This is a genomic window from Methylopila turkensis, assembly GCF_027922325.1.
In the GTDB taxonomy this organism is placed as follows: Bacteria; Pseudomonadota; Alphaproteobacteria; order Rhizobiales; family Methylopilaceae; genus Methylopila; species Methylopila turkensis.
Genome location: NZ_BSFL01000005.1, coordinates 219,539 through 246,523 on the forward strand (window position 1 = coordinate 219,539; position 26,985 = coordinate 246,523).

A 26,985-nucleotide genomic window follows, 5' to 3' on the forward strand; every position below is an offset into this window, starting at 1 on the left:
CCGCGACCGCGCTTTACGCCCTTCGGACGATGCTCTACCTCTTCGGCCGGTTTCGATCGTTTCCAAGGAGCTCGCGCCATGGCGCTCGGCCAATCCCCGCGTCCGGTCGGGGACAAGCTCGTCACCGTGTTCGGCGGCTCGGGCTTCGTCGGGCGTCACGTGGTGCGCGCGCTCGCCCGCGACGGCTGGCGCGTGCGGGTCGCGGTGCGCCGGCCGGATCTCGCTGTCCATCTGCAGCCGCTGGGCGGCGTCGGCCAGATCTCCGCGGTGCAGGCCAATCTGCGTTTCCCCGAATCGGTCGCGCGGGCGGTCGCCGGCGCCTCCGCCGTGGTGAACCTCGTCGGCATCCTCGCCGAGAGCGGCAAGCAGAGCTTCGAGGCGGTGCAGGCGGCCGGACCCCGGCTGGTGGCGGAGGCCGCAGCGGAAGCCGGGGCGCAGCGCTTCGTGCAGATGTCGGCGATCGGCGCCGACCGGGCCGGCAAGGCCTCCTACGGCCGCACCAAGGCCGCGGGCGAGCAGGCGGTCCAGGCCGTGTTCCCCGACGCCGTGGTGCTGCGTCCCTCGATCGTGTTCGGCCCCGAGGACAGCTTCTTCAACCGCTTCGCCGGCATGGCGCGCATCGCGCCGGCGCTGCCGCTGATCGGCGGCGGCAAGACCCGGTTCCAGCCGGTGTTCGTGGGCGACGTCGCCCGCGCCGTAGCGCTCGGCTCGTCCGGCGAGGCAGCCGGCGGCCCGGCTTACGAGCTCGGCGGACCGCAGGTCCTCACCTTCGAGGAGATCCTGCGTTACGTGCTGAAGGTCACGGGCCGCCGCCGTCCGCTGGTCAACCTGCCGTTCGGGATCGCGAAGCTTCAGGGGCGGGTGCTCGAGAAGCTGCCGGGCGCGCTGCTGACCGAGGACCAGGTCGTGATGCTCGAGACCGACAATGTGGTCTCGGCGGAGGCGATCGCCGCGGGCCGCACGCTCGAAGGCCTCGGCGTCGTCCCGACCGCGGTCGATTCGGTCGTCCCGAACTACCTCTGGCGCTACCGCAAGTCCGGCCAGTTCGAGAAGATCAAGACCGAGGTCTGAACGCTTCCGGCGCTGGAAATGCGCCACCTGGTCGTGCGTCATGCCCGGCGAAGCCGGGTATCCACGACTTGGCCGTCGAGCGCTACGTCGAAGTCGTGGATGCCCGCGAAGGCGCAGGCATGACGGCGTAACGCTACCGCGCCGACGCCTGCGGGGCCGGGGCGCGCGCCTTCTCGATCTCCGGCGACAGCGTCTTCGCCACCGCCTCCGGCGTCAGCGGCCCCACGAACTTGAAGCGGATGCGGCCCTCGCCGTCGACCACGAAGGTCTCGGGCACGCCGTAGACGCCCCATTCCACGCCGGCGCGGCCGTTGGGGTCGACGCCGACCCGCTCGTACGGGTTGCCGAGCCCGCCGAGGAACCGGCGCGCGTTCTCGGAGGAGTCCTTGTAGTTCAGCCCGAACAGCCGCACGCCCCTCGACGTGAGGTCGACGAGCACCGGGTGCTCGACCCGGCACGGCCCGCACCACGACGCGAACACGTTGACGAGCTTGACCTCGCCGTCGGCGAGATCGGCGCCGTCGAAGCCGGGCGCGGGCGCGCCGTCGAGCAGCAGCCCCGCGAGCGGCGGAAGCGCGATCTCGGGCGCGGGCCGTCCGATCAGCGCCGAGGGCAGGGCGGCCGGGTCGCGCCCGCTGACGAGCGAGGCGTAGAAGAACCATGCGCCGAGCGCGACCGCCACGAACGGGATCGCGAACAGCGCCCGGCGCAGCGGCGACGGCCCGCCGGCGGAGGGGGCCTCGCTCATGTCCGCCCGCCGTCGGGACGCCGGCGGCCGCCGCGGGCCTCGAGCTCCGCCAAAGCGCGCCGGGTAAGCCGCCAGTCCGCGACCGTCCACAGGATCAGGCCGGCGATCACCGTGAAGGCGATGGCGTAGGAGGCGATGATGAAGGCGGCGTGCGGGCCGGTCATTCCGCGGGCTCCGGGGACAGCGTCGCGCGGGCCGCGGTGGTGAGGCGCAGCGTCCGGAGGCGCCGGCGGATGAGTTCGGTGCGCATGCCGGCGAGGTGCAGGGTCGTGAACAGCGCGGTGAAGGCGAGCGCCGCCACCAGCAGCGGGATCAGGATCGAGGCGTCCATGGTCGGCTTGCCGGCGCGGATCACCGAGGCCGGCTGGTGCAGCGTGTTCCACCAGTCGACCGAGAACTTGATGATCGGGATGTTGACCGAACCTACAAGGGTCAGGATCGCGCAGGCCTTCGCGGCGCGCGACGGCTCCTCCATCGCGGAGCGCAGCGCCATCAGCCCGAGATACATCAGGAACAGGATCAGGAACGAGGTCAGCCGCGCGTCCCAGACCCACCAGGCGCCCCACATCGGCTTGCCCCAGAGCGAGCCGGTGGCGAGCGCGAGGAAGGTGAAGGCGGCGCCGAGCGGCGCCGCGGCCTTGGCGGACACGTCGGCGATCGGGTGGCGCCAGATCAGCACGCCGAGGCTCGCCGCCGCCATCAGCACGTAGGCGAACATGGCGAGCCAGGCCGACGGGACGTGAATGAACATGATCCGCACCGTCTCGCCCTGCTGGTAGTCCGGCGGGGCGACGAACAGCGCGAGATAGAGCGCGGCCGCGAACAGAACCGCGGTGACGCCGGCGGCCCAGGGCAGCGCGCGGTCGGCGAAGGACGCGAAGCGCGACGGGTTGGCGAGCGAGGTGATGGCGGAAAGGAGGGCCATGGAGTCGGTTCTGTCGGTCGGCGCCGGCCAGCAAGACCAGACGCGCTGGGCGCGTTTCGTGATCGCGGACGGCGGCTTAGCCGTCGCACGGGGATCGTCGTCCGTCAAAACGCCCATTCTAAGGGCGGTCCCGGCTCTTCGCCTGCGGCTGCGGCCGGGACGACGCGTTCGACCGCAGACCTAAGGCCTTCCTGTCCTGAACGAAACGCGCCTTCCGTCGCAACCCGTTCACATGTCAATCACGCAGCAGCCGGAGCGCCGCCGCGGAGGCGAACGGGCCGAGCACGGCGTAGCCGAGCGCCAGTCCCGCCAGCACCCCGAGCGGGCCGACGGTCTCGGCCGCGGGGTCGCTCGCGGCGACGCCGAAGATCAGCACCGGGATCGCGAGCGGCAGGATCAGCACCGGCGCGAGCAAGCCGCCGCGGCGCAGGCCCACCGTGAGCGCCGCGCCGACCGCGCCGAGGCAGGCGAGCGCGGGCGTGCCGACCGCGAGCGCCGCCGCGACCTTCAGCGTCGCCTCCGGCCCGACGCCGAGCATCACGCCGAACAGCGGCGCGGCGATCACGAGCGGAAGCCCGGTCGTGAGCCAGTGCGCAAGGATCTTGGCGGCGATCATCAATTCGAGCGAGGCCGGCGCGAGGTGCATCAGGTCGAGCCCGCCGTCCTCATGGTCGGCCTGCAGCAGCCGGTCGAGCCCGAGCAGGGTCGCGAGCAGGGCGCCGAGCCACAGGATCGCCGACCCGATCCGGCCGAGCAGCGCGAGGTCCGGCCCGACCGCGAACGGCGTCAGCGTCACGACCAGCAGGAAGAACACCAGCCCGAGCCCGCCCCCGCCGCCGCGGGCGAGCGCGAGGTCGCGCCGGAGCACGGCGGCGAGCGGCGAGCTCATGGGCGGACGCCGTGCGGGCGGGGGGATGCGGACGGGATGGGACGCTCCTCGGGGCGGCTGCGAACGGAAAAGGCGGCGTTTCTTCGCCGCCGGCGCGAAACATAGCAAGCGCTCGCGCGTTCAGCATGCCCAGGGCGGCCCCCGCCGCCCCCGCATGGAGATTTCCGATGACCAAGTCGTCCTTCATCCTCGCGTCGCTCTTCGCCGCCGGCGTGGCCGCCGCGCCGCTGTCGGGGGCGCTCGCGGACTCCACCGAGATGGCCAAGAACGCCAAGGTGTCGCTGGTTCAGGCGCTCGAGGCGGCCGAGGCGAAGAGCGGCGGCAAGGCGACCGAGGTCGAGTTCGAGGACGACAACGGCGGCCGCTGGGAGGTCAAGGTGCTGAGCTCCGGCGGCGACAAGCTGACCGAGTACTACGTCGATCCGAACTCGGGCCAGGTGACGGGCGAGGAGGAGCAGACCTTCGAGAAGTACTTCACGATGCTGAAGCCGGAGGCGTTCCAGAAGGCCTCGACGCAGCTCAAGGACGCGATCGCCGCGGCCGAGACCGCGGGCAACGGCAAGGCGATCGACGCCGAGGTCGAGCGCGAAGGCGAGACGGTCGCCTACGAGATCCACGTCGCCGGCGCCGACGGCACCAAGGAGGTCAACGTCGACGCCAACGGCAAGGCCGTGCTCGACTGACCTGAGACTGAAAAGCGTTCGGCCCGCCTCCTTCCCGCGTCGCGGGGAGGGGGCGTACCGCCGGTGACGGCTTAGGAGACCGCCGCGACGGCGCCGAGCTCCAGCCGCGCCGCCTCGAAACCCATGTCGAGATGCGTCGCGGCGACCACGAGGCCGCCTTTCGCCCGATGCTCCGCCACCAGTTCGGCCAGCAGCGCTTGGCCGCTCGCGTCGAGCGCCGCGGTCGGCTCGTCCAGCAGCCAGACCGGGCGCGGCGCGGCCAGCAGCCGGGCGAGCGCGAGCCGGCGCTTCTGGCCGGCCGACAGCACCGAGCCCGGCAGGTCGGCGAGCGCGCCCAGCCCGACGCGGTCGAGGCTGGCGTCGACATCGCCTTCGCCGCCCAGCACGTCGCGCGCGAACACGATGTTGCGGCGCACGCTCAGGCCCGCCTTCACCGCGTCGAGATGGCCGAGCAGGTGCATGGCCTCGCGCGGCGGGGCCTCCGGATCGCCGCCGTCGAGCCGCACGTCGCCCGCGACCGGCGCGATCAGTCCGGCGAGCGCGCGCAGCAGGGTCGACTTGCCGGCGCCGTTCGGGCCGACCACCTTCAGCGCCTCGCCGCCGGCGACCGCGAAGGAGACGTCGCGCAGGATCGGGCGGCCGCCGCGGTCGACGCCGAGCCGGTCCGCGATCAGCCGCATGGCCGGGCCTCTCTCAGCGCTGGAACGGTTCGAGCGGCCCCCGGATTCGGATGCCTGCCAAGCGCGTTCGCATGGATCTGTAACGTCTTCAACCTGCGCGCCACTTCCCCTATAACGAGCCAGCATTTATGTCTTGTGCACCGCACGCGACATCGCCCGGCGCACCCGCCGCTCGCTTCCTGCGACGGCGTCTTCGCCCTGCACCAAGGAGCTCGACACCCGTGTCCCATCCCGACAGCTTCAAGGCCGCCAAGACCCTGTCGGCGAACGGAAAGAGCTACCGCTACTACAGCATCCCCGACGCCGAGGCGAACGGGCTCGAGGGCGTCGCGCGGCTGCCCTTCTCCATGAAGGTCCTGCTCGAGAACCTGCTGCGCTTCGAGGACGGCCGGACGGTCAAGAAAGAGGACATCGCCGCGATCAAGGACTGGCTGCAGAACCGCGGCAAGACCGAATACGAGATCGCCTACCGCCCGTCGCGCGTGCTGATGCAGGACTTCACCGGCGTGCCGGCCGTCGTCGACCTCGCCGCGATGCGCGACGCGATGGTGAACCTCGGCGGCGACCCGAAGAAGATCAATCCGCTGGTGCCGGTCGACCTCGTCATCGACCACTCGGTCATCGTCAACTTCTTCGGCGACGATTCCGCCTTCAAGAAGAACGTCGACGAGGAGTACAAGCAGAACCTCGAACGCTACCGCTTCCTGAAGTGGGGCCAGTCGGCGTTCGACAACTTCCGCGTCGTGCCGCCCGGCACCGGCATCTGCCACCAGGTCAACCTCGAATACCTCGCCCAGACGGTCTGGACGAAGGACGAGAACGGCGAGACCGTCGCCTATCCCGACACCTGCGTCGGCACCGACAGCCACACCACCATGGTGAACGGCCTCGGCGTGCTGGGCTGGGGCGTCGGCGGCATCGAGGCCGAGGCGGCCATGCTCGGCCAGCCCGTCTCCATGCTCATCCCTGAGGTGATCGGCTTCAAGCTCACGGGCAAGCTGAAGGAAGGCATCACCGCGACCGACCTGGTGCTCACCGTCACCCAGATGCTGCGCAAGAAGGGCGTGGTCGGCAAGTTCGTGGAGTTCTTCGGGCCGGGCCTCGACCACCTGTCGCTCGCCGACCGCGCCACCATCGGCAACATGGCGCCGGAATACGGCGCGACCTGCGGCTTCTTCCCCGTGGACGCCGAGACGCTCGCCTATCTCGACGAGACCGGCCGCGATCCGGACCGGCTCGCGCTGGTCGAGGCCTACGCCAAGGCGCAAGGCATGTGGCGCGACGCCTCGACGCCCGACCCGGTCTTCACCGACGTGCTGGAGCTCGACATCGGCACGGTCGAGCCCTCGCTCGCCGGCCCGAAGCGCCCGCAGGACCGCGTGCTGCTGAAGGACACCAAGGCCGGCTTCCTCGCCGCGCTCGAAGGCGAGTTCAAGAAGCCGGGCGAGGCGGGCAAGCGGGTCCCCGTGACCGGCACGGACTTCGACCTCGGCCATGGCGACGTGACGATCGCCGCCATCACGTCCTGCACCAACACGTCGAACCCCTCCGTGCTGATCGCGGCGGGCCTGCTCGCCCGCAACGCGGTCGCTAAGGGCCTGAAGTCGAAGCCGTGGGTGAAGACCTCGCTTGCGCCGGGCAGCCAGGTGGTCGAGGGCTATCTCGACAAGGCCGGCCTGCAGGACGACCTCGACGCGCTCGGCTTCAACCTCGTCGGCTTCGGCTGCACCACCTGCATCGGCAATTCCGGCCCGCTGCCGGAGCCGATCTCCGAGGCGATCAACTCCCACGACCTCGTGGCGGGCGCCGTCATCTCCGGCAACCGCAACTTCGAAGGCCGCGTGAACCCGGACGTGAAGGCGAACTACCTCGCCTCGCCGCCGCTCGTCGTCGCCTACGCGCTCGCGGGCTCGCTGCAGATCGACCTCGCCACCGAGCCGCTGGGAGAGGGGACCGACGGCCCGGTTTACCTCCGCGACATCTGGCCCTCGAACCAGGAGGTCGCGACCTTCATCCGCGAGAACGTCACCAAGGCGATGTTCCAGGAGAAGTACGCCGACGTCTTCAAGGGCGACGAGAACTGGCAGAAGGTCGACGCGCCCAAGGGCGAGACCTACGCCTGGGTCGACACGAGCACCTACGTGCAGAACCCGCCCTATTTCGAGGGCATGGAGCGCGAGCCGGAGCCGATCACCGACATCGACGACGCTCGCATCCTCGGCCTGTTCCTCGACTCGATCACCACCGACCACATCTCCCCGGCGGGCTCGATCAAGCAGGCCTCGCCCGCAGGCGAATATCTGCGCGACCATCAGGTGCGGCCGGCCGACTTCAACCAGTACGGCACGCGGCGCGGCAACCATCAGGTCATGATGCGCGGCACCTTCGCCAACATCCGCATCAAGAACCAGATGCTGGACGGCGTCGAAGGCGGCGTCACCAAGCACTTCCCCGACGGCGACCAGCTTCCGATCTACGACGCCGCCATGAAGTACAAGGCGGAGGGCGTGCCGCTCGTCGTATTCGCCGGCAAGGAGTACGGCACCGGCTCGTCGCGCGACTGGGCGGCGAAGGGCACCAACCTGCTCGGCGTGCGCGCCGTGATCGCGCAGTCGTTCGAGCGCATCCACCGCTCCAACCTCGTCGGCATGGGCGTGGTGCCCCTGACCTTCCAGGAGGGCGTGTCGTGGCAGACCCTCGGGCTCAAGGGCGACGAGACGGTCACGATCCACGGCCTCGCCGAGGGCCTGAAGCCGCGCGTGACGCTGGAGGCCGAGATCACCTCCCCCGACGGGACGAAGCAGGTGGTGCCGCTGCTCTGCCGCATCGACACGCTGGACGAGCTCGACTACTTCAAGAACGGCGGCATCCTGCACTATGTGCTGCGCAGCCTCGCCGCCTGACGGACCGCTTGGGACGTTCGACAGCGTCCGTCATGCCCCGGTTGAACCGGGGCATGACGCGCTTAGGGCGAAATCCGGGAGGCGGATTGGCCGTCGCTCGGCCGTCGCTCTTCCGATCACGTCCTTGGGCGTCACCGCAGTGTGAGTGGCGGCCGGAACATGGGACGCCTTATCTTGGGGCGGCCTACCGTCCTACCCCGTGGTGCTCCATCATGCGCGTCATCCCCCTTGCCCTCGCCGCGACCTTCGCCGTCGCGACCGGCGCCTTCGCCGATGACGCCTCCCGTCCGCGCGGCGTGATCGAGCTGTTCACGAGCCAGGGCTGCTCGTCCTGCCCGCCGGCGGACCGGCTGGCCTCCGAGCTCGCGCGCGACCCGTCCAACCTCGTACTGACGCTGCCGGTGGACTACTGGGACTATCTTGGCTGGAAGGACACGCTGGCGAGCCCGGCGAACTCCGCGCGTCAGCGCGCCTACGCCATGGCGCGCGGCGACCGCAAGGTGTTCACGCCGCAGATCGTCGTGAACGGCCGCGAGACCGCGATCGGCGGCGACGGCGCCGCGGTCGCGGGCGCCGTGACCCGCGCCGAGGCCGTCGAGAACCCGTTCGCTCTGCCGGTGCGCCTCAAGGTCGAGGAAGGCCGCGTCGCGGTCGCGGTCGAGGCGGCGCGCCGCCCGATCCCGGAGCGGCACGGCGAGGTCTGGGCCTTCGCGATCGAGCGCACGCGCACGGTGCAGATCGGCCGGGGCGAGAACGCCGGCCGCACGGTCACCTACGCCAACGTGGTGCGGAAGATGGTGCGGCTCGGCGCCTGGGACGGCGCGCCGGCCAAGTTCGAGGTGCCGATCGAGGAGGTCGCGCGGCCCGAGACCGACGGCGTCGCCGTGCTGGTCCAGGCCGGAAGCGGCGGCCAGCCCGGCGCCATCCTCGGCGCGACCCAGGCCGACAGCCCGACCCCGCCGCCGTCCGCCCCCGCTCAGATCAGCCGCCTGCCGCGCGACCCGCTGTGATCTTCGCAAGGCTCGCCGCCGCCGCGCTGCTCGGCGCGGTCCTCGCCGCGCCCGCGCAGGCCGAGGGCTACGGCGCGCAGCTCGAGGGCTTCGACTACCCGCACGAGGTCCGCCGCTTCGCCTTCACCTCGCAGGCGAAGCCGGTCGAGATGGCCTATATGGACGTCGCCCCCACCGGGCCCGCCAACGGCCGCGTCGCGCTGCTGCTCCACGGCAAGAACTTCTGCGCCGCCACCTTCGAGAGCGCGATCGCCGCGCTCGCCAAGGCCGGCTTCCGGGTGATCGCGCCCGACCAGATCGGCTTCTGCAAATCCTCGAAGCCCGACGGCTACCAATATTCCTTCCACCAGCTCGCGGCCAACACGCGCGCGTTGCTCGCCTCCCTCGGCGTCGAGCGCTCGGTGGTGCTCGGCCACTCCATGGGCGGGATGGTCGCGACCCGCTACGCGCTGGATCACCCGGCCGCGACCGAGCGGCTCGTCCTGGTCAACCCGATCGGGCTCGAGGACTGGAAGGCGAAGGGTGTGCCCTACGCCACCGTCGACAAGCTGCTGGAGGGCGAGCGCAAGACCAGCCCCGAGGCGATCAAGGCCTACCAGCTCAAGTTCTACTATTCCGGCGAATGGAAGCCGGCTTACGATCGCTGGGTCGACATGGCGTTCGGCATGTACGCCGGGCCGGGCAAGGAGGCGGTGATGCGCGCGAGCGCGCTGACCTCCGACATGATCTTCACCCAGCCGGTGGTCTACGAGTTCCCGAAGCTGAAGGTCCCGACCACGCTGATCGTCGGCCTGACCGACCGCACCGCCCCCGGCGCCAACCGCGCCGCGCCCGAGATCGCGAAGACGCTCGGCGACTACCCCGCGCTCGGCAAGGCCGCAGCCGCGGCCATCCCCGGCGCCGAGCTCATCGAGTTTCCGGAGCTCGGCCACTCCCCGCATGTCCAGGCCCCGGCGGAGTTCGAGGCCGCGCTGCTGAAGGCGCTCGGCCGCTAGCGGCGCCGCAGAAAGCCGGACCGCTCCTCTCCGCATTCTGCCGGTCCTCCCACGCTCCTCGTCGTCCTCCGGCTTGCGTTCAGAACGGCTTTTGCCGATCTGAACCACCCTGTGAAGGAAACTCGAAAACATTCGAGTTTCCGGACCACCCATCCCGGGCGTCACGCTCCACGTCCGGGATGGATGGTCCGGTCAAGCCGGACCATGACGAACGCGTTTCGGCCATCTTCGCCGACGGCCCGCCGCCCGAATTCACAGTTTTGAACGGCGCCTCGGCCCGTAATCCCGCCGCGATAAGCCTTTTGCGGCGCCCGGCCTAAAATCGTCGGCCAATGTATCAAAGTATGTCAGGGATCAGCCCCGGCACAGTCTGCAACACATCTCACGGAAAGTTCAGCGGCCGAGGGGTTCTCACGAAAATCGTTCGGACAAATTCAGGCGCGACAACGCTCGACCTGAATTCGCCGCCGCGGGCGGGGACCGCCGGATCGCAACGCCGATCGGGCGCCTCGCCGCAGGCGGTCGCGCCCGCGAGGATCGAATGCCGGCTTCCCCAGATTCAACGCCCCGCCCGTCGCTGTCGGTGTTCGACGCGACGACGATCATGGTCGGTCTCGTCGTCGGCATCGGGATCTTTCGCACGCCGTCGCTGGTGGCCGCGAACGTCGGCAGCGAGCTGGCCTTCGTGGGCGTCTGGGTCGCGGGCGGCGTGATCACGCTGATTGGCGCGCTCTGCTACGCCGAGCTCTCCGCGGCGCATCCGAACGCGGGCGGGGAGTACCACTTCCTCTCCCGCGCTTATGGCAAGCCGGTCGCCATGCTGTTCGGCTGGGCGCGCGGCTCGGTCATCCAGACCGGCGCGATCGCGGGCGTCGCCTTCGTGCTCGGCGACTATCTCGCGCAACTGCTCCCGCTCGGGCCCTACGGCCCGGCGCTCTACGCCGCGATCGCCATCATCGTCTTCACCGGCGTCAACGTGATCGGCACGCTCCAGAGCAAGACGCTGCAGATCGCCATGACCGCGACGGAGGTGCTGGCGATCCTCGCGATCATCGCCTTCGGCCTGCTCGGCTCGGCCGAGGCGCCGCCGCCGGCGGCCGCACTCCCGCCCGGGACCGCCTCGCTCGGCATGGCGATGATCTTCGTGCTGCTGACCTACGGCGGCTGGAACGAGACCGCCTACCTCACCGGCGAGCTGAAGGACCCCGCCCGCAACATCGCGAAGGTCCTGGTGCTCGGCACGCTGGTGCTCGTCACGCTCTACGTGCTCGCGAACGTCGCGCTGCTGTCGATCCTCGGGCTCGAGGGCCTGCGCGGGTCCGACGCGGTCGCGGCCGACATGATGCGCGTCGTCGCCGGCCCCGCAGGCTCCATCGTGGTCAGCCTCGCGATCGTGGTGGCGGCGGTCTCGACGCTCAACGCCACCATCTTCACCGGCGCGCGGGTCTATTACGCCATGGCGCGCGACATCACCCTGCTGCCGCGGGTGGGCCAATGGGACGAGCGCGGCCGCACGCCTGCGAACGGGCTGATCGCGCAGGCCGTCGTGGCGCTCGCGCTGGTGGCGGTCGGCGCCGCGACCCGCGACGGCTTCAAGGCGATGGTGGACTACACCGCGCCCGTGTTCTGGGGCTTCCTGCTTCTGGTCGGCCTCGCGGTGTTCGTGCTGCGCTGGCGCGAGCCGGGCCGGGCGCTGCCGTTCCGCACCCCGCTCTACCCGCTGACGCCGATCCTGTTCTGCCTCACCTGCCTCTACATGCTGCACGCGAGCATCGCCTACACCGGCGTCGCCGGCCTGTTCGGCCTCGGCGTCCTGGCCGCGGGCGTGCCGCTTCTCCTGTTCCGGCGGCGCGAGCCGCGGACCGAAACCGAAGGCGGGCCGCTGCCGGCCGCCGTCGGCCTCAGCGACTGACATCCCCCCACCAGGAGCCATCCCATGACCAAGCTACGCACGGCCCTGCTCGCCGGCGCGCTGTCCGCGCTCACCTTCGGCGGCGCGCTCGCCCAGACCCCGGCGGAGGCGCCCCCGGCCGCGACCGAATACACGCCGTCCTCCGGCCAGGACGGCAAGGACGTCGTCTGGGTGCCGACCGCGCAGGCGCTCGTCGACCGCATGCTGGAGATGGCTGAGGTGACCAAGGACGACTACCTGGTCGATCTCGGATCCGGCGACGGCCGCACGGTGATCACCGCCGCCAAGCGCGGCGTCCGCGCCCACGGCGTCGAGTTCAACCCGGACATGGTGGCGCTGTCCCGCAAGGCCGCGAAGGCGGAAGGCGTCGCCGAGACCGCGACCTTTGAGCAGGGCGACATCTTTGAGACCGACTTCTCCAAGGCCTCCGTCGTCACGCTGTTCCTGCTGACGGAGCTCAACATCCGCCTGCGCCCGACCATTCTAGAGATGAAGCCGGGCACGCGGGTGGTCTCGAACAGCTTCGACATGGGCGACTGGCAGCCGGACGAGACCGCGCAGGCCGCGAGCGGCTGCTCGAGCTTCTGCCGCGCGCTGAAATGGGTCGTGCCCGCCAAGGTCGCAGGCGAATGGCGGATGGACGGCGGCGCGCTGAAGCTCGACCAGAAGTACCAGATGCTGACCGGCGCGCTGGTGAAGGACGGCACGTCCACGCCGATCACGGAGGCGAAGATGAACGGCTCCGAGATCACCTTCACCGCGAAGGGCAAGCGCTACACCGGTCGGGTCGACGGCGCGGCGATGTCGGGAACCGTGGAAGGCGGCGGCGCCTGGAGCGCGACCCAGAACCAGACCTGACGCAGACGACGGGGCGCCGCGCGCCGGCGCCCCCCCTCGCCGAGGCGGGACGAACGAGCGGCGGCGGCGGCACTGCATCAATTTGAGATCGGACGCGATTGACGTCGTTTCCGCGCGAGGGCGGCGCCGTCCCCGTTGAAGGTGCTGACGAACGAAGCCGAGGACGGCCAGAATAAGCGCCGCGGGAGATGGCCGCCGTGGTGGAACGGCGCGCGGAGATCGCTAGGAACGGTACGACAGACCGGCGGGGGAGCGGTGGCGCATAGGATCTGAATATTTTTCTTGGATTTTGCAAAAACGTGCTACGCTCATGGCAGGATCAGGAGATTCGCCGATGGGCACGGTCAGTCGGGACGACGCGGTGACCGCTTTCGAGCCGTATTTTCCCATCATTCGGAAAGCGATCGACGACGCCTTCGCCGAATGGCGCGCGATAGAGACGTTCCGGGTCGATTCTGGTTTTGGACCGTCTTTCTACGACCGAACCAAATCGAACGAGGTCTTTGACGGCATCGCGAAGCGCGCGATTTTGCGGCTTGGTGCTGAGCCCGGCATCTTGGTCGACATCGAAGCGCAAACCTTCAAGTTTGCGGTCAAGGGCATCGCAGCTCGCTTCAAGAAGGCTGGCGACGACAAGCTTGGCCAGAACGTCACAACGCAAGCTGTACTTGCCTTTGTGGAGGCCGATGGTGAGCTTCCCGGCTTAGGCGCTTCTGGCAAGGTCGAGTTCGTCTGGCGACCAAACGATCTCTGGACGAGGATCGACCGCGTTTTGATGATTGCCCGAGATGGCGACCAGCTTTTGTGGGAATACGAGATCGAGGGCGAAGCTAGCTCGGTGATCGAGCTTCCTGCGTCGCCTCCGCCTTCCTCGCCGGCCTCCGACGATCTGGTCAAGCCGAAGGTCAAGCCTTCTAAGAAAACTCAAGACCAGTAAGAAGATCATGTCCGCTGTCGGAGACATGCTGCGCCTCGCGCGGCAGCGAAAAGGATTCACGCAGAAGTATGCGTCTGAACGCTTGGGTATCGTTCAGCCGGTTCTTTCTAGATATGAGAATGGCATCTCGGAGCCCGATGACGCTCTTCTGATGAAGGCTGCGCAAGTTTACGAGGTGCCAACCGAGTTTTTCCAAATCAAGGAAACTGTTTACGGGCCGCCTGTCAGCGTCCATCCCATGACGCGTGCGAAGGCTGATGTTACCGGCCGTGAACTCGACATGGTGACAGCCGAGCTAAACTTGAGGGTGATGCATATCAGGCGCTTTTTAGAGGGCGTCGATTTTGAGCCGTCTCGGTCTTTTCCGTTTCTCGACGTTGAGGAAAACGGGAGCCCTGAGCGCATCGCTGGGATCGTTCGCGCTCATTGGGGGATCGGTTCTGGCCCTTTGAAGAACCTCACTGGATACGTGGAGAGTGCGGGCATCATCGTTGGGATGTCCGACTTTTCCGGCGCATCGATCAGCGGGATCACATTCAAAGTTCCAGGGCAGCCACCACTCGTCCTGCTTAACAAGAGCCATCCCGCCGACAGGCTTCGGTTCACGTTGGCCCATGAGTTAGGCCACATCGTCATGCATCGCTTCCCGACGCCTGCCATGGAAGATGAGGCGAACCAATTTGCATCCGCGTTGCTCATGCCCGAAAGGGATATTCGCGCGGCCTTCACCGGAAGAAAGGTCACTCTACAACTTCTGGCTTCTCTGAAACCAGAGTGGAAAGTTGCCATGCAAGCTCTCCTTGTGAGAGTGAAGGCGTTAAATATCATAGACGGTAATCAGGCTCGGTATCTCTGGCAGCAGATAAGTTCCAGAGGATGGAGGCTGAGAGAGCCCCCAGAGCTTGACTTTCCGCAAGAGGATACAGTTGTTCTAAAGTCTATGATTAAGGCGCATTTGTCTGAACTTGGATATTCATTAAAGGAGCTTGCGAGTATCGTGCCTTTGCGCGAAGGTGATTTCGTATCTATGTATGGGCTGGAGGTTGATGCGCCCTCCAAGCGCGCAATGCCGAAGCTACGCATCATTTCATAATGAAATGAATGCCTGAATATAAGTACAAAATTTTATATGTAAAATCGTTGTCAAAGCGCTGATGGACGTCCGATCAACCCGCGCTCGAAGGTCGAAAATGAGCAGTCAGCTTGGTTTGTGGAGATCAAGCGGCGCGTATTTCTTGCCATTGTGTTTGAGGGCGTGCCGCTGCGCGCAGTCCTTGTCGCGATAGTGCCTTCGACATGGATCATGCAGCTGGAGCCGCCGCGCTCGACCAGAGCGATCACGACATTCCTATAGGTCCTGGCACGGGACGCACGCTTCGGCTGGCCTTCGAGGCGGCCGGTGAACGGTTCATCCAGGGATGGTCCAGTCGAGCCGCCCCATGACGCAGGAGCCAAGCCGGCGCCGGCGTCCGCGCAAGACCTTCAACAGTCCGCCTTGCGCGGGCTTGCCCACGGGGCGATCATGACGCCCCGATGAAGGAGGCGCCATGAGCGATCAGGAGCCCATACGTTTCGTGCCCCGGCCCGGCCCGTCCGCCGCGGGCGCGCCGCCGTCGTCCCAGCCGGGCGCTCCGCCGCAGCAGGTCTCGTTCGACCGCCGGGAGCTCAACGCGCTACTGAACCTTTATGGACGGATGGTCGCCGCCGGCGAATGGCGGGACTACGCCATCGATTTTCTGAGGGAGCAGGCGGTGTTTTCGGTGTTCCGGCGCACGAGCGAGGCGCCGCTCTACCGCATCGAGAAGACGCCGAGGCTCGCGCGCCGGCAGGGCGCCTACGCGGTCGTGACCACGACCGGGCTGATCCTGAAGCGCGGGCCGGACCTCGCCCGCGTGCTCGACGTGCTGGACCGCAGGCTCCGCCTGGTCGCCACCTGACGGCGGAGCGGGAAGGGGGCCGCCTCCTCAGCGGACCCGGACGCGGGCGGTGACCTCGACCTCGACCTTCATCTCGGGCTTGAGCAGGCCGCACACGATCAGCGTGTTCGCGGGTCGGATCTCGCCAAAAATCTCGCCGGTGACCTTGAACAGCTCGTTCGCCGTCGCGGGGTCGGTCAGGTAGTAGCGGGTCTGCACCACGTCCGCGAAAGTGGCGCCGGCCTGACGGAGCGCCTTCTCGATGGTCGCGAAGGCGTTGCGGGTCTGCTGCTCCACGCTCTCCGGCATGGTCATGGTCTCGTAGTCGTAGCCGGTGGTGCCGGAGACGAACACGAACTCGCCGTCGATCACGGCGCGGCTGTAGCCGGCGGTCTTCTCGAACGGGGAGCCGGTGGAGATCAGGCGGCGGGACATGGGGCGAACGAGGCTCTCGATGACGGGCGGAGAAGGGGGAGCGGGGCTTTGCGCGCGGCGAGGAGGCGTCCGCGCGGCGTTAACCCCGGAATTGCCCTGAAATGAACCGGATCCGGTTCATTTCAGGGCGCGGTTCACCCGGGATTCGCGCGTGCGTTAACCGGCCGCGCAGGCCGTTTCAGGCCCAGGGGCGGTCGGCCGCGAGCTTCTGTTCGAAGCCGTCGATCACCGCGGCCTTCTGCATGGTGAGGCCGATGTCGTCGAGCCCCTCCAGCAGGCAGCGCTTGCGGAACGGGTCGATCTCGAACCTCACCACGCCGCCGTCGGGGCCGCGGATCTCCTGGGCCGCCAGGTCGACGGTCAGCCTAGCGTTGGCGCCGCGCTCGGCGTCGTCGAGCAGCTTGGCGTGGTCCTCCGGCGAGACCACGATCGGCAGGATGCCGTTCTTGAAGCAGTTGTTATAGAAGATGTCCGCGAACGAGGTCGAGATCACGCAGCGGATGCCCTTGTCGAGCAGGGCCCAGGGCGCGTGCTCGCGCGAGGAGCCGCAGCCGAAATTGTCGCCGGCCACAAGGATTTCGGCGTCGGCGTAGGCCGGCTTGTTCAGCACGAAGTCCGGGTTCTCGCTGCCGTCCGCGTTGTACCGCAGCTCGGCGAACAGGCCCTGGCCGAGGCCGGTGCGCTTGATCGTCTTGAGGTACTGCTTCGGAATGATCATGTCGGTGTCGATGTTGATCATCGGCAGCGGCGCGGCGATCGCGGTCAGGGTCTCGAACTTCTGCATCGGACGTCTCCTTCGCGCGCTGTCATGCTCCCGCCGGAAAGATCGGTCAAGGCGCTCGCGAGTTCTGATATAGGGACGCCACGCGCGCAAAACCGCGTGGTTCCGGCGCGAAACGGGGGCGCCTCGCCGCATGATCTTCTCGATACACATTCCCAAAACCGCCGGCACCAGCTTCCGCAACGCGCTCCAGGCGCGCTACGGCGACCGGCTCGCGCTCTATTACGGGCCGAACGACCCGGCGACTCATCCGCTGTTGCGGCGCGCCTCGCGCAAGAGCCTCGCCGCCCATGTGCCGCGGCTCGAAGATCACGGCATCGAGGTGCTGCACGGACATTACGTCCTGCCGCTGGTCGAGACGGCTGTGACGGATCCTTCCAAACAGCTCTGGACATGGCTGCGGGATCCCGTGGAGCGGATCATCTCGCACTACTCCTACATCCGCGAACGCCCGACGAAATGGTCTTTTGACGAAGAAATAAAGGCCGGCGAACTTTCCTTGCTGAAGTTCTCCGCCATGCGCAGGTTCCGAAACCTGCACTCCCAGTATCTTCGCGGGATCGACATCGAAGAGTTCGGCTTCGTCGGTCTGTCCGAGCGGTTCGAGCTTGGTCTGGGCATGCTGTTCGGCGAGGACGCGCCGCAATTGCCCCGGCGCTACAACGCCACGGACGACAAATTGGAGGCCGACGAGGCGACGCGCGACCGCATTCACGCGCTCAATCTCGATGATTATAAGCTCTACGGCCGCGCAGCCCGGACGCTGATCGACCGGGTCGCCGCGAGCCGCGACATCGTCACGCCGGCGCGGCCGGACAAAGCAGGGGCGAGCCTGGTGAAGCGGCTCATCCGCAAGGTGCAGTGACGGCGAACGCCGCGCCTTAGCGCAGCGGATAGGCGGCCTCGACAACATAAGGGCCGCCGCCGACGGAATCCCGCGACGAGTACAGCACGAACTGCTCCGCGCGGAAGGACAGCCCCGGCGGCCCGCCTCTGAGGCCGAGATAGTCCGCGACGGCGCGGGGCGAGGCGTCCCTGAGCCGCGCCAGCGTCACATGCGGCGCGAACTTGCGGGATTCAGCGGGCAACCCGGCGCGCCGCGCAAGCCGTTCGTGCTCGGCCTGAAGTTCGAGGATCGCAGGCGACGGCGAAACCTTGGCGACGAGCGCCCGCGGCCGCCCGCCTCCGAAAGCGTCCGGCCCGGTGATCGTCACTTCGAACGGCGGCCTTCGCACTTGGCCCAGCAGGTAGGCGGCCTCCTGCGCGGTTTCCTCGTCGATGTCGCCGAGGAAACGCAGCGTGATGTGGTAGTTCTCCACGTCGATCCAGCGCGCTCCTGAGAGCCCGCCGCGGTAGCCGGCCAGCGCCAGGCCGATCTCGTCCGGCACTTCGATCGCGGTGAACAGCCGAGGCATCGCCCGCGCCCTCAAAAACCAACGCGCCTGACGGCCGGAGCCCTCAGGGACAGGGGCTAGTGCGGACCTTGTGGATCGCGTCGACCCGCGCCTCGATGTCCTCCGACCATGGCTGGTCGAAGGCCGCGAGATCGTGCGCCAGCTGGTCCGTGGTGGTCGCCCCGATGATCACCGAGGTCATGAAGGACCGGGTCGCCGCGAACTTCAAGGCGAGATGGGCGGGGCTCCAGCCGATCTCCCCAGCAAGATCGAGATAGGCCGAGATCGCCCCTTCCGCCCCGGGAGTCTCGTAGCGCTGCAGACGGTCGAACAGCGTCTTGCGGGCGCCCGCCGGCAGCGCGCCGTCCGCGTATTTGCCGGTGAGGTAGCCCTGCGCCAGGGCGGAATAGGCGAGCAGGCCGACGTCTTCGCGCAGCGCGATTTCGGCGAGGCCGGTTTCGAAGGTGCGGTTCAGGAGGTTGTAGGCGTTCTGTATCGAGGCCGGCCGCGGCAGGCCGCGGGCTTCCGCTTCGGCGACGAAGCGCATCGTTCCCCACGCGCTCTCGTTCGACAGGCCCACATGGCGGATTTTGCCCTCCGTCACCAACTCGCCGAGAATCTCCAGCGTCTCGTGGATCGGATGCTCGGCCTCGGACGTCGCCGGCCGGAACACCGTTGGGTTGGAGCCGAACTGGCTGACCTCACGGTCGGGCCAGTGGAGCTGGTAGAGGTCGATGTAATCTGTCCGGAGCCTGCGAAGACTGCCCTCGACCGCCTCGCGGGTCTGCGCGCGCGAGAGCTCTCCTGTGGAGCCGTCCTTGCGGAACCAGTCCATCACGGTGCGGCCGACGACCTTGGTCGCGACGATCGTGCGCGCCCGGTTGCCGTCCTTCGCAAGCCAGGTTCCGACGATCTCTTCGGTGCGGCCCTGCGTCTCCGGCTTGGGCGGGATCGGATACAGCTCCGCGGCGTCGAGGAAATTCACGCCGCGGTCGCGGGCGATGTCGAGCTGGGCGTGGCCTTCCGCTTCGGTGTTCTGTTCGCCGAAGGTCATGGTGCCGAGGCAGACGAGGCTGACGTCGAGCCCCGTGCGCCCGAGCTTGCGATATTCCATTGGTCAATGTGCCTTCAGGATCGGCGCGCGGCGATCTCGGCGAGGAAGCGTTCGACGGAGGGCGTGATCTTCTCGACCACGATGTCGATCCCGCGCGCGGTGGGATGAATGCCGTCCTGGAGGTTGAGCGTTCGGTCGCCGACCACTCCCTCCAGAAAGAACGGATACAGCACCAGCCCGCGCTCGCGGGCAAGGTCGGGATAGATGCTGTCGAAACGCCTGACGTAGTCCGCGCCGAGATTGGGCGAGGCGCGCATGCCGGCGAGCATGGCGGGGATGTTGCGCTGCTTGAGCCGATCGAGGATGCGGGTCAGCGCCGCGCGGGTGCGGGCCGGATCGAGGCCCCGCAGCATGTCGTTCGCGCCGAGTTCGACGATCACGCCGTCGGTCCCGTCCGGCACGGACCAGTCGACGCGCTGAGCGCCGGCTTCGGCGGTGTCGCCGGAGACGCCTGCGTTCGCGACGCGGACGTCGTGGCTGCGCGCGCGCAGCGCAGTTTCGAGCCGCGGCGCGAAACCCTCGCGCGGGCCGAGGCCGTAGCCGGCTGTCAGACTGTCGCCCAGCGCGACGAGCCGGATCGGCCGGCTCTGAGCGGCCGCCGGGCCTGATCGAAGGATCACGCTTGCGAGAGCCGCGACGGTCAGTGCGGTCACAGCGCGCCGCGACGGCTGGCGCGCCGCATTCGCGTCGCTATCTGACCCGATGTTGCGCCGCACAGGCGCAGTTTTCTGGAAGGCCCACGGCTTCATGACGGCGATCGAACTCCATGGCGTGAATTTGGCGTTGGGCCGGGGGGCCGCCCGAGTGCACATCCTGAAAGATGTAAGTCTTCAAATAGGTCGCGGCGAGAGCGTCGGCATGATCGGGCCCTCGGGTTCTGGCAAGTCGACCCTTCTCATGACGATCGCCGGCCTCGAACGCCCGGATGCGGGGACCATCAAGGTGCTCGGCCAGGACCTCGGCGCGCTCGACGAAGACGGTCTCGCGCGCTTCCGAGGCCGCAATGTGGGCGTCGTGTTCCAGTCCTTCCATCTCATCCCGACCATGACCGCGCTCGAGAACGTCGCGACCCCGCTCGAGCTCGCCGGCGCTCCCGACGCCTTCGAGCGCGCTCGGGCCGAGCTCTCGGCGGTCGGACTGGCCCATCGGATGGACCATCACCCGGCCCAGCTTTCCGGCGGCGAGCAGCAGCGCGTGGCGCTGGCGCGGGCTCTGGCGCCGCGACCCGAACTCCTCGTAGCCGACGAGCCGACCGGCAATCTCGACGAGGGCACCGGCGGCCAGATCGTCGACTTGCTGTTCGCGAAGAGCGCGGAGCGGCGGACGACGCTGGTGCTCGTCACCCACGATCCGGCGCTCGCGGCGCGCTGCGACCGCACCATCCGCCTGCGCTCCGGCCGCATCGAGACCACGACCGAGGCCGCGGCGTGAGCGACCTTGCGGCGACGGGCGGAGCCGCGGCCCGTGCCGGCGGCTCCGCCTTCCCCGGCGTCGTTCTGCGGATCGCGGCGCGCGAGCTGCGCGGCGGGGTGCAGGGTTTCGTCGTGTTCCTGCTCTGCCTCGCGCTTGGCGTCGCGGCTATCGCGGGCGTCGGCTCGCTCGCCCGCGGCCTGACCGAAGGTCTGCAGCGCGAGGGCCGGGTCATCCTCGGCGGCGACGCCTCCTTTTCGCTGATTCATCGCGAGGCGACCGCGCAGGAGCGCGCCACGCTCGACGCCAAGGGCCGTGTGTCCGGCATCGCCGCGATGCGCGCCATGGCGCGCGCGCCGTCGGGCGATTCAACACTTGTCGAACTCAAGGCCGTCGACGGCGCATGGCCTCTGGTGGGCGCCGCGACGCTCGATCCTGCGCGGCCGCTGGCCGACCTCTTGGCCGAACGCGACGGCGTCTATGGCGCGGTGGTCGATCCGGCCCTGCTCGCCCGGCTGAATCTGAAGGTCGGCGACCGCGTCGAGCTCGGCGTGTCGACCTTCGAGCTTCGCGCGACGCTGGAGCGTGAGCCTGACCAGCTTTCCGCCGGCCTCGGATTCGGCCCGCGCGTGCTGGTGTCGGACGCTGCGCTGCGGGCCTCGGAGCTTCTGCAGCCCGGTAGTCTGGTGCGCTGGACCTACCGCGTCGTCCTGCCCGGCGCCGCGAGCGACGACCAGGTCGCCGCGCTGATCGCGGATGTCGAGCGTGAGGCGAAGGACGCCGGCTTCGAAGCGCGCTCGCGCCTCAACGCCGCGCCGCAACTCGAGCGAAACCTCAACCGCTTCACGCAGTTCCTGACCATCGTCGGTCTGACCGCGCTGATCGTCGGCGGCGTCGGCGTCGCGAACGCGGTGGCGGCGTTCGTCGACCGCAAGCGGGAGACCATCGCAACGCTGAAGAGCGTCGGCGCGTCGGGCCGCACGGTCTTCCTGATCCACCTCGCGGAGGTCGCGGCGCTTGGGCTGCTCGGCATAGCCATCGGCCTCGCCGCGGGCGCCGCTATCCCGTTCGCGGCCGCCTGGGCGCTCAAGGACCTGTTGCCGCTGCCGCTCGCGCCCTCCGTGTTTCCGCGCGAGTTGGCGCTCGCCTTCGCCTACGGCGCGCTGACGGCGCTCGCCTTCACGTTCTGGCCGCTCGGGCGCGCGCATGACGTGCCGGTGGCGGCGCTGTTCCGCGATCAGGTCGATCCAGGCCGGCGCTGGCCGAGATCCGCCTACATCGTCGCCACCGTTCTCGCCGTGGCGGCGCTCGCGACGCTTGCGGTCTATGCGTCCTACGATCGGCGTATCGCGGGAATCTTCGTGGTCGCGGCGATCGCGGCTTTCGTCGCGCTGCGACTGGTGGCGAGCGGCGTCATGGCGCTGGCGGCGCGCCTGCCGCGACCGAAAACGGTGGAGCTGAAGCTCGCGCTCGCGAACATCCATCGCCCCGGCGCGCTGACGCCCTCGGTGGTGCTGTCGCTCGGCCTCGGCCTCGTGCTTCTCGTCGCCCTGACGCTGATCGATTCCTCGATCCGACGGCAGCTCTCGAACGAATTGCCGCAGAAAGCTCCAGCGTTCTTCTTCCTCGACATTCCCTCCGCCGAGCGCGACGCCTTCGACGAGGCGGTGCGCCGCGACGCGCCGGACGCGGAGCTGAACAGCGTGCCGATGCTGCGGGGCTCCTTCGTCTCGATCAAGGGCCAGCCCGTCGACGAGGTCTCGGTCGATCCCGAATTCCGTTGGGCGCTGCGCGGCGACCGGGGCGTCACCTTCGCCGAGACGCCGCCCGAGGGTTCGAAGGTGGTCGAAGGCGAATGGTGGGCGAAAGACCATGCCGGCGACGTGCTGGTGTCGTTCGACCGAAGGCTCGCCAACGCCCTCGGCCTCGTCATCGGAGACGAGATCGAGGTCAACGTGCTCGGCCGCACGATCGGCGCGAAGGTGGCGAACCTGCGCGAGATCGCGTGGGAGACGATGGGCATCAACTTCTTCATGGTGTTCTCGCCCAACGCCTTCGCTGGCGCGCCTTACATGAACCTCGCGACCGTCGCCTTCCCCGGAGGCGCGGACGACGCCCGCGAGCTCGGCCTGCTGCGGGACCTGACGAAGGCGTTTCCGAGCCTCACGGCGGTGCGCGTCAAGGATGCGCTCGCCTCGATCAACGTCATCGTCGGCAATCTGGCGCTCGCCATCCGCGCCGCGAGCGCGGTGACGCTGGTCGCGAGCGTGCTGGTGCTCGCGGGGGCGCTCGCCGCCGGCCGGCGTCGCCGCGTCTATGAGGCGGTTGTGCTGAAGACGCTTGGCGCGACGAGGTGGCGGCTGCTCGCGGCCTTTGCGGCGGAGTACGCCCTGCTGGGTCTCGTCACCGCGGTCTTCGGCCTGGTGGTGGGGTCTCTGGCCGCTTGGGGCGTCACGTCGAACATCATGCGCATCGACTTCGCCTTTGACCCCCTCGGCGCGGGGTTCGCCGCGCTGGTTTCGCTCATGCTCACCGTGACGCTCGGGCTGATCGGCGCCTGGCGCGTCCTGGGCGAGACGCCGGCGCGACATCTGCGGAACCTGTAGGCGGCGACGACGCCCTTGCGAAGCGGCGGTCCCGACCGAGGTTCATGGGATGTGAGCCGAAGCAGGAGCCGCCATGGCCGCCGATCCGCCGCCGGCGCCGTTCGACGATCTGGTTTCAAAGCCTGAGGCGTCGCTTCGCGCGGCGATCGCGGCGGACGGCCTGCGTCCGGAGCAGGAGCTCGTTCCGGCGCTGTTCGATCAACTGCGCTGGACGCCGGACGAGGCGGGGCGGACCCGCGCGCTCGCGCTGCGGCTCGTGACGAGGATGCGCGCGCAAACGCCGCCCGGCGGCGTCGCCGGATTGCTGCGCGCATACGACCTGTCGACGCCGGAAGGCCTCGCGCTGATGCAACTCGCCGAGGCGCTGCTGCGCGTGCCGGACGCCCCGACCCGCGACCTGCTGATTCAGGACAAGCTCAGGGGGCGCGACTGGCGGGCGCATCTCGGCCGCGGCCGCCCCTGGTCGGTAAACGCCGCGACGCTCGGCCTGATGACGGCGGCCGCGATTTCCGCCGCCGCCGGCTCCGGGAGGACCCCGTCCCTCATCCGCGCGGCCGCCGGGCTTGCGCGGCCGCTGATCCGCTTCGGCGTCGTCCATGCGGTCCGGCGCGTCGGCGACCATTTCGTCGCGGGACGCGCCATCGACGAGGCGTTGGAGCGGGGACGGGCGAGCGAGGCGAAGGGGTACCTCCACTCCTACGACATGCTGGGCGAAGCCGCGATGACCGCTGAGGACGCCACGCGCCATCTCGCGACCTACGAGACCGCCATCCACGCGATCGGCAAGGCGTCGGCGGGCCGGGGCCCCTATGCGGGCCCGGGCGTCTCGATCAAGCTGTCGGCGCTTCATCCGCGATACGAACGCGCCAAGCGCGGGCGCGTCATGGCCGAGCTGCTGCCGCGCGCGGCGAGGCTCGCCGGTCTCGCGAAAGCCTACGACATCGGGCTCAATGTCGACGCCGAGGAGGCCGACCGGCTGGACCTGTCGCTGGACCTGTTCGAGGCGCTGGCACTCGACCCGGCGCTCGCGGACTGGCAGGGGCTCGGCTTCGTCGTTCAGGCCTACGGCAAACGGGCCTCGCGGCTGGTCGACTGGCTGGGTGACCTCGCCGGGCGCTCGCAGCGGCGGCTGATGGTCCGGCTGGTGAAGGGCGCCTACTGGGACGCCGAAATCAAACGCGCCCAGATCGCCGGTCTGGACGGGTTCAAGGTGTTCACCCGCAAGGAGCACACGGAACTCAGCTACCTCGCCTGCGCCCGCAAGCTTCTAAGCGCGACCGAGCGGCTGTTCCCTCAGTTCGCCACCCACAACGCTCAGACGGTGGCGGCGGTGCTCGCTATGGCCGGCCCCGGATTCCGGGACGGCGATTACGAGTTTCAGGCGCTCCACGCGATGGCCGATCCCGTCTACGCCGCGCTTTCGCAGGAGGGAGAGAAACGGCCGGTCCGCATCTATGCGCCGGTCGGCCCGCATGAGGCGCTCCTCGCCTATCTCGTTCGAAGGCTGTTGGAAAACGGCGCGAACTCGTCCTTCCTCAACCGCGTCGCCGATGAAACGGAGACGATCGAAGGCCTCGTCGCCGATCCCGTCGCCGCGGTGTGGGCGCGCGAGCCGCTCGGAGCTCCGCACGAGCGCATCGTCGCTCCGCTCGACCTGTTTGAGCCGGAGCGGCGAAACGCCCGGGGAGTCGATCTCGTCGACGATCGCGCTCTCGATGATTTTGCGGCGGCCGCACGGAAAGGCGCCGCCGCTCCTTTGCGCGCGAAGCCAACGGGCGCAACGGAGGCGGCGACTTGCAGGCCGGTCGTGAACCCCGCGGATCGAAGGGACGTCGTGGGCTACGTGGCGGACGCGGCGCCCGCCGACATTGAGCGCGCTCTGGCGCTGGCGTCGTCGACGGGCTGGCGTCGAACGCCCGTGTCCGAGAGGGCCGCGCGCCTGCGCGCGGCCGCCGACGCGATGGAGCGCGAGCTTCCGGGGCTGGCGGGCCTGATCGTGCGGGAGGCGGGCAAGACGGTCCCGAACGCGGTCGCCGAGGTCCGCGAGGCGGTCGACTTCCTCCGTTACTACGCTGTCGAGGCCGAGCGCCGTCTTCGCGATGCGGAGCCCATCGGGGTCGGGGCCTGCGTCAGCCCGTGGAACTTTCCGCTCGCGATCTTCACCGGGCAGGTGGCGGCGGCGCTCGCCGCGGGGAACGCGGTGGTCGCGAAACCCGCGGAGGAGACGCCGCTGACCGCAGCTTGGGCCACGCGCTTGTTGCACGAGGCCGGCGTGCCCGAGGACGCGCTTCATCTCGTCACCGGGGATGGCAAGGTCGGCGCGGCGCTGGTTTCGGACGCGCGCGTGGAGGCGGTCGTGTTCACGGGCTCGATCGAGGCCGCGCGCAGCATTCAGCGCGCGCTCGTGGGGCGCCGGACGCGCGACGGCCGGCCGGCTCCGTTCATCGCCGAAACCGGCGGGCAGAACGCGATGGTCGTCGATTCGACCGCTCTGCCCGAACAGGTGGTGGCGGACGTCCTTCAGTCGGCCTTCGATTCGTCGGGACAGCGCTGTTCGGCGCTGAGGGCGCTGTTCCTGCAGGACGAGATCGCAGACCGCACACTGCGGATGCTGAAGGGCGCCTTCCAAGAACTCGAGGTGGGCCGGCCCGACAGGCTGTCGACCGACATCGGCCCGGTCATCACGCAAGAGGCGCGCGAACGGATCGAGGCGCATGTGGCGGCGATGCGGGCGCGGGGCGCGCGGATCGACCGGCTGCCTCTTCCCGCCGCAGCGAAGGACGGCCGCTTCGTCGCGCCGACGATCATCGAGATCGCGCGCCTCGCCGATCTGGAGCGCGAGGTGTTCGGACCGGTCCTGCACGTGCTGCGCTACGACGCCCGCGATCTCGACCGCGTCGTCGACGCCGTCAACGCCACCGGTTACGCGCTAACCTTCGGGCTGCACAGCCGTATCGACGAAACGGCGGCGCGGGTGGTCGAGCGGGCGGCGGCCGGCAACGTCTACGTAAACCGCAACATCGTCGGCGCCGTCGTCGGCTCGCAGCCTTTCGGCGGCTCGGGCCTCTCGGGAACGGGTCCCAAGGCGGGAGGCCCGCATTACCTGCGCCGGCTTTGCGCCTTCGCTTCCGATCCCGTCCCCGCCGCCTCCGCGGTCACGGGAGGAGCAGTCAACGCCTACTCGGACTGGCTCGCGATCGAGGGACTGGACCCGTCGGCGATCCTCGCTCGTGTGCGGGGGCTGGACGTCCCGATTGGAGCCATGGGCGACCTGCCGGGGCCCGTCGGCGAGTGCAATCGATACGAGATGGCGGCTTGCGGCCATGCGCTGACCCGGGCGGAAGACGAGAGCGAGCAACTCGCGCAGGTGGCGGCCGTGCTGGCCGCCGGCGGCGTCGCGATCGTGGAGGTCCGGTCACCGGCTGCGGCGCGGCTGGCGGGGCTACCGGACGGCCTCGCGCCCAGCGTGCGCATCGTCGAGGAATGGCGGAAGGCCGAGATCGCCTCGGCCCTGTTTCAGGGCAGAGATGACGCGCTGACAAAGCTGCAGAGCGAGCTTTCCGAGCTGCCGGGCGCGGTCACGACGGTCCATGTGGCGACCGCCGGTGCGGCCGATGGGAAGCTTCGTTACGACGTGACGGCCCTGCTGCGGGAGCGTTCGGTTTCGATCAACACGGCCGCGGCCGGCGGAAACGCGGAACTTATGGCGCGAGCCTGA

24 protein-coding genes are annotated in these 26,985 nt (G+C 69.0%); 14 read left to right on the forward strand and 10 right to left on the reverse strand.

The window, feature by feature from the left end; genetic code table 11:
• Nucleotides 1-78 precede the first annotated feature (78 nt).
• Nucleotides 79-1,071, forward strand: coding sequence for a complex I NDUFA9 subunit family protein (locus PKE78_RS18050; protein WP_271202313.1), 993 nt, complete (start codon nt 79-81; stop codon nt 1,069-1,071).
• Nucleotides 1,072-1,204: 133 nt separating this feature from the next.
• Here PKE78_RS18050 and PKE78_RS18055 read toward each other — a convergent pair whose 3' ends face one another.
• From PKE78_RS18055 to ccmB, 4 genes are all read right to left on the reverse strand, one after another.
• Nucleotides 1,205-1,819 carry a DsbE family thiol:disulfide interchange protein gene (locus PKE78_RS18055; protein ID WP_271202314.1) on the reverse strand — a complete coding sequence of 205 codons (615 nt, stop codon included), beginning with the start codon at nt 1,817-1,819 and terminating at the stop codon, nt 1,205-1,207.
• On the reverse strand, nt 1,816-1,983 hold the full coding sequence (gene ccmD / locus PKE78_RS18060; RefSeq protein WP_271202315.1) for a heme exporter protein CcmD: 168 nt from the start codon (nt 1,981-1,983) through the stop codon (nt 1,816-1,818). Before ccmD ends, PKE78_RS18055 begins: the two co-directional genes overlap by 4 nt.
• Complete coding sequence (locus tag PKE78_RS18065) at nt 1,980-2,744, reverse strand: heme ABC transporter permease (RefSeq protein WP_271202316.1); 765 nt, start codon at nt 2,742-2,744, stop codon at nt 1,980-1,982. Before PKE78_RS18065 ends, ccmD begins: the two co-directional genes overlap by 4 nt.
• Nucleotides 2,745-2,979: 235 nt before the next feature.
• On the reverse strand, nt 2,980-3,633 hold the full coding sequence (gene ccmB / locus PKE78_RS18070; protein WP_271202317.1) for a heme exporter protein CcmB: 654 nt from the start codon (nt 3,631-3,633) through the stop codon (nt 2,980-2,982).
• 167 nt (nt 3,634-3,800) lie between these two features.
• On the opposite strand from ccmB, the gene PKE78_RS18075 reads away from it, so the two are divergent.
• Entirely contained in the window at nt 3,801-4,316 is a 516-nt protein-coding gene (locus tag PKE78_RS18075; RefSeq protein WP_271202318.1) for a PepSY domain-containing protein, read from the forward strand.
• Between the two features lie 71 nt (nt 4,317-4,387).
• Here PKE78_RS18075 and ccmA read toward each other — a convergent pair whose 3' ends face one another.
• Complete coding sequence (gene ccmA / locus PKE78_RS18080; RefSeq protein ID WP_271202319.1) at nt 4,388-4,996, reverse strand: heme ABC exporter ATP-binding protein CcmA; 609 nt, start codon at nt 4,994-4,996, stop codon at nt 4,388-4,390.
• A gap of 221 nt (nt 4,997-5,217) precedes the next feature.
• Between ccmA and acnA the strand changes: the two genes are divergently transcribed.
• The 8 genes from acnA to PKE78_RS18120 all read left to right on the forward strand — a co-directional run bounded on the left by acnA (nt 5,218) and on the right by PKE78_RS18120 (nt 15,548).
• Nucleotides 5,218-7,899 carry an aconitate hydratase AcnA gene (gene acnA / locus PKE78_RS18085; protein ID WP_271202320.1) on the forward strand — a complete coding sequence of 894 codons (2,682 nt, stop codon included), beginning with the start codon at nt 5,218-5,220 and terminating at the stop codon, nt 7,897-7,899.
• A gap of 212 nt (nt 7,900-8,111) precedes the next feature.
• Nucleotides 8,112-8,909 (forward strand): DUF1223 domain-containing protein, encoded by a 798-nt coding sequence (locus PKE78_RS18090; RefSeq protein ID WP_271202321.1) that lies wholly within the window; start codon nt 8,112-8,114, stop codon nt 8,907-8,909.
• The gene (locus PKE78_RS18095; protein WP_428981296.1) at nt 8,909-9,904 is read left to right on the forward strand and encodes an alpha/beta fold hydrolase; all 996 of its coding nucleotides are present in this window, start codon (nt 8,909-8,911) and stop codon (nt 9,902-9,904) included. Before PKE78_RS18090 ends, PKE78_RS18095 begins: the two co-directional genes overlap by 1 nt.
• A 541-nt stretch (nt 9,905-10,445) precedes the next feature.
• Nucleotides 10,446-11,816, forward strand: a complete 1,371-nt coding sequence (locus tag PKE78_RS18100) for an APC family permease (RefSeq protein ID WP_271202322.1) — start codon at nt 10,446-10,448, stop codon at nt 11,814-11,816.
• A gap of 24 nt (nt 11,817-11,840) precedes the next feature.
• Nucleotides 11,841-12,674, forward strand: a complete 834-nt coding sequence (locus PKE78_RS18105; protein WP_271202323.1) for an SAM-dependent methyltransferase — start codon at nt 11,841-11,843, stop codon at nt 12,672-12,674.
• A 334-nt stretch (nt 12,675-13,008) separates the two neighbouring features.
• Nucleotides 13,009-13,611, forward strand: a complete 603-nt coding sequence (locus tag PKE78_RS18110; protein WP_271202324.1) for a hypothetical protein — start codon at nt 13,009-13,011, stop codon at nt 13,609-13,611.
• 7 nt (nt 13,612-13,618) lie between these two features.
• Nucleotides 13,619-14,704 (forward strand): XRE family transcriptional regulator, encoded by a 1,086-nt coding sequence (locus tag PKE78_RS18115; protein ID WP_271202325.1) that lies wholly within the window; start codon nt 13,619-13,621, stop codon nt 14,702-14,704.
• Between the two features lie 454 nt (nt 14,705-15,158).
• Complete coding sequence (locus PKE78_RS18120) at nt 15,159-15,548, forward strand: DUF2794 domain-containing protein (protein WP_271202326.1); 390 nt, start codon at nt 15,159-15,161, stop codon at nt 15,546-15,548.
• A gap of 27 nt (nt 15,549-15,575) precedes the next feature.
• Here the strand turns inward: PKE78_RS18120 and PKE78_RS18125 are convergent, their stop codons facing one another.
• Nucleotides 15,576-15,962 (reverse strand): RidA family protein, encoded by a 387-nt coding sequence (locus PKE78_RS18125; protein WP_271202327.1) that lies wholly within the window; start codon nt 15,960-15,962, stop codon nt 15,576-15,578.
• A gap of 178 nt (nt 15,963-16,140) precedes the next feature.
• Nucleotides 16,141-16,746 (reverse strand): 3-isopropylmalate dehydratase small subunit, encoded by a 606-nt coding sequence (leuD, locus tag PKE78_RS18130; protein WP_271202328.1) that lies wholly within the window; start codon nt 16,744-16,746, stop codon nt 16,141-16,143.
• Nucleotides 16,747-16,876: 130 nt separating this feature from the next.
• On the opposite strand from leuD, the gene PKE78_RS18135 reads away from it, so the two are divergent.
• Nucleotides 16,877-17,608, forward strand: a complete 732-nt coding sequence (locus PKE78_RS18135; RefSeq protein WP_271202329.1) for a sulfotransferase family protein — start codon at nt 16,877-16,879, stop codon at nt 17,606-17,608.
• Between the two features lie 16 nt (nt 17,609-17,624).
• On the opposite strand, the gene thpR is transcribed toward PKE78_RS18135, so the two are convergent.
• From thpR to PKE78_RS18150, 3 genes are read right to left on the reverse strand one after another with little or no spacing between them, the layout of a single operon-like run.
• Complete coding sequence (gene thpR / locus PKE78_RS18140) at nt 17,625-18,158, reverse strand: RNA 2',3'-cyclic phosphodiesterase (protein ID WP_271202330.1); 534 nt, start codon at nt 18,156-18,158, stop codon at nt 17,625-17,627.
• 43 nt (nt 18,159-18,201) lie between these two features.
• A complete protein-coding gene (locus PKE78_RS18145; RefSeq protein WP_271202331.1) occupies nt 18,202-19,251 on the reverse strand; it encodes an aldo/keto reductase in 1,050 nt (349 codons plus the stop codon).
• Between the two features lie 14 nt (nt 19,252-19,265).
• Complete coding sequence (locus PKE78_RS18150; protein WP_271202332.1) at nt 19,266-19,904, reverse strand: arylesterase; 639 nt, start codon at nt 19,902-19,904, stop codon at nt 19,266-19,268.
• 94 nt (nt 19,905-19,998) lie between these two features.
• Here PKE78_RS18150 and PKE78_RS18155 point away from each other — a divergent pair, with 94 nt between their 5' ends.
• The 3 genes from PKE78_RS18155 to putA all read left to right on the forward strand — a co-directional run bounded on the left by PKE78_RS18155 (nt 19,999) and on the right by putA (nt 26,985).
• A complete protein-coding gene (locus PKE78_RS18155; RefSeq protein ID WP_271202333.1) occupies nt 19,999-20,682 on the forward strand; it encodes an ABC transporter ATP-binding protein in 684 nt (227 codons plus the stop codon).
• Nucleotides 20,679-23,267, forward strand: a complete 2,589-nt coding sequence (locus tag PKE78_RS18160; protein ID WP_271202334.1) for an ABC transporter permease — start codon at nt 20,679-20,681, stop codon at nt 23,265-23,267. Before PKE78_RS18155 ends, PKE78_RS18160 begins: the two co-directional genes overlap by 4 nt.
• A 73-nt stretch (nt 23,268-23,340) precedes the next feature.
• Nucleotides 23,341-26,985, forward strand: coding sequence for a bifunctional proline dehydrogenase/L-glutamate gamma-semialdehyde dehydrogenase PutA (putA, locus tag PKE78_RS18165; RefSeq protein ID WP_271202335.1), 3,645 nt, complete (start codon nt 23,341-23,343; stop codon nt 26,983-26,985).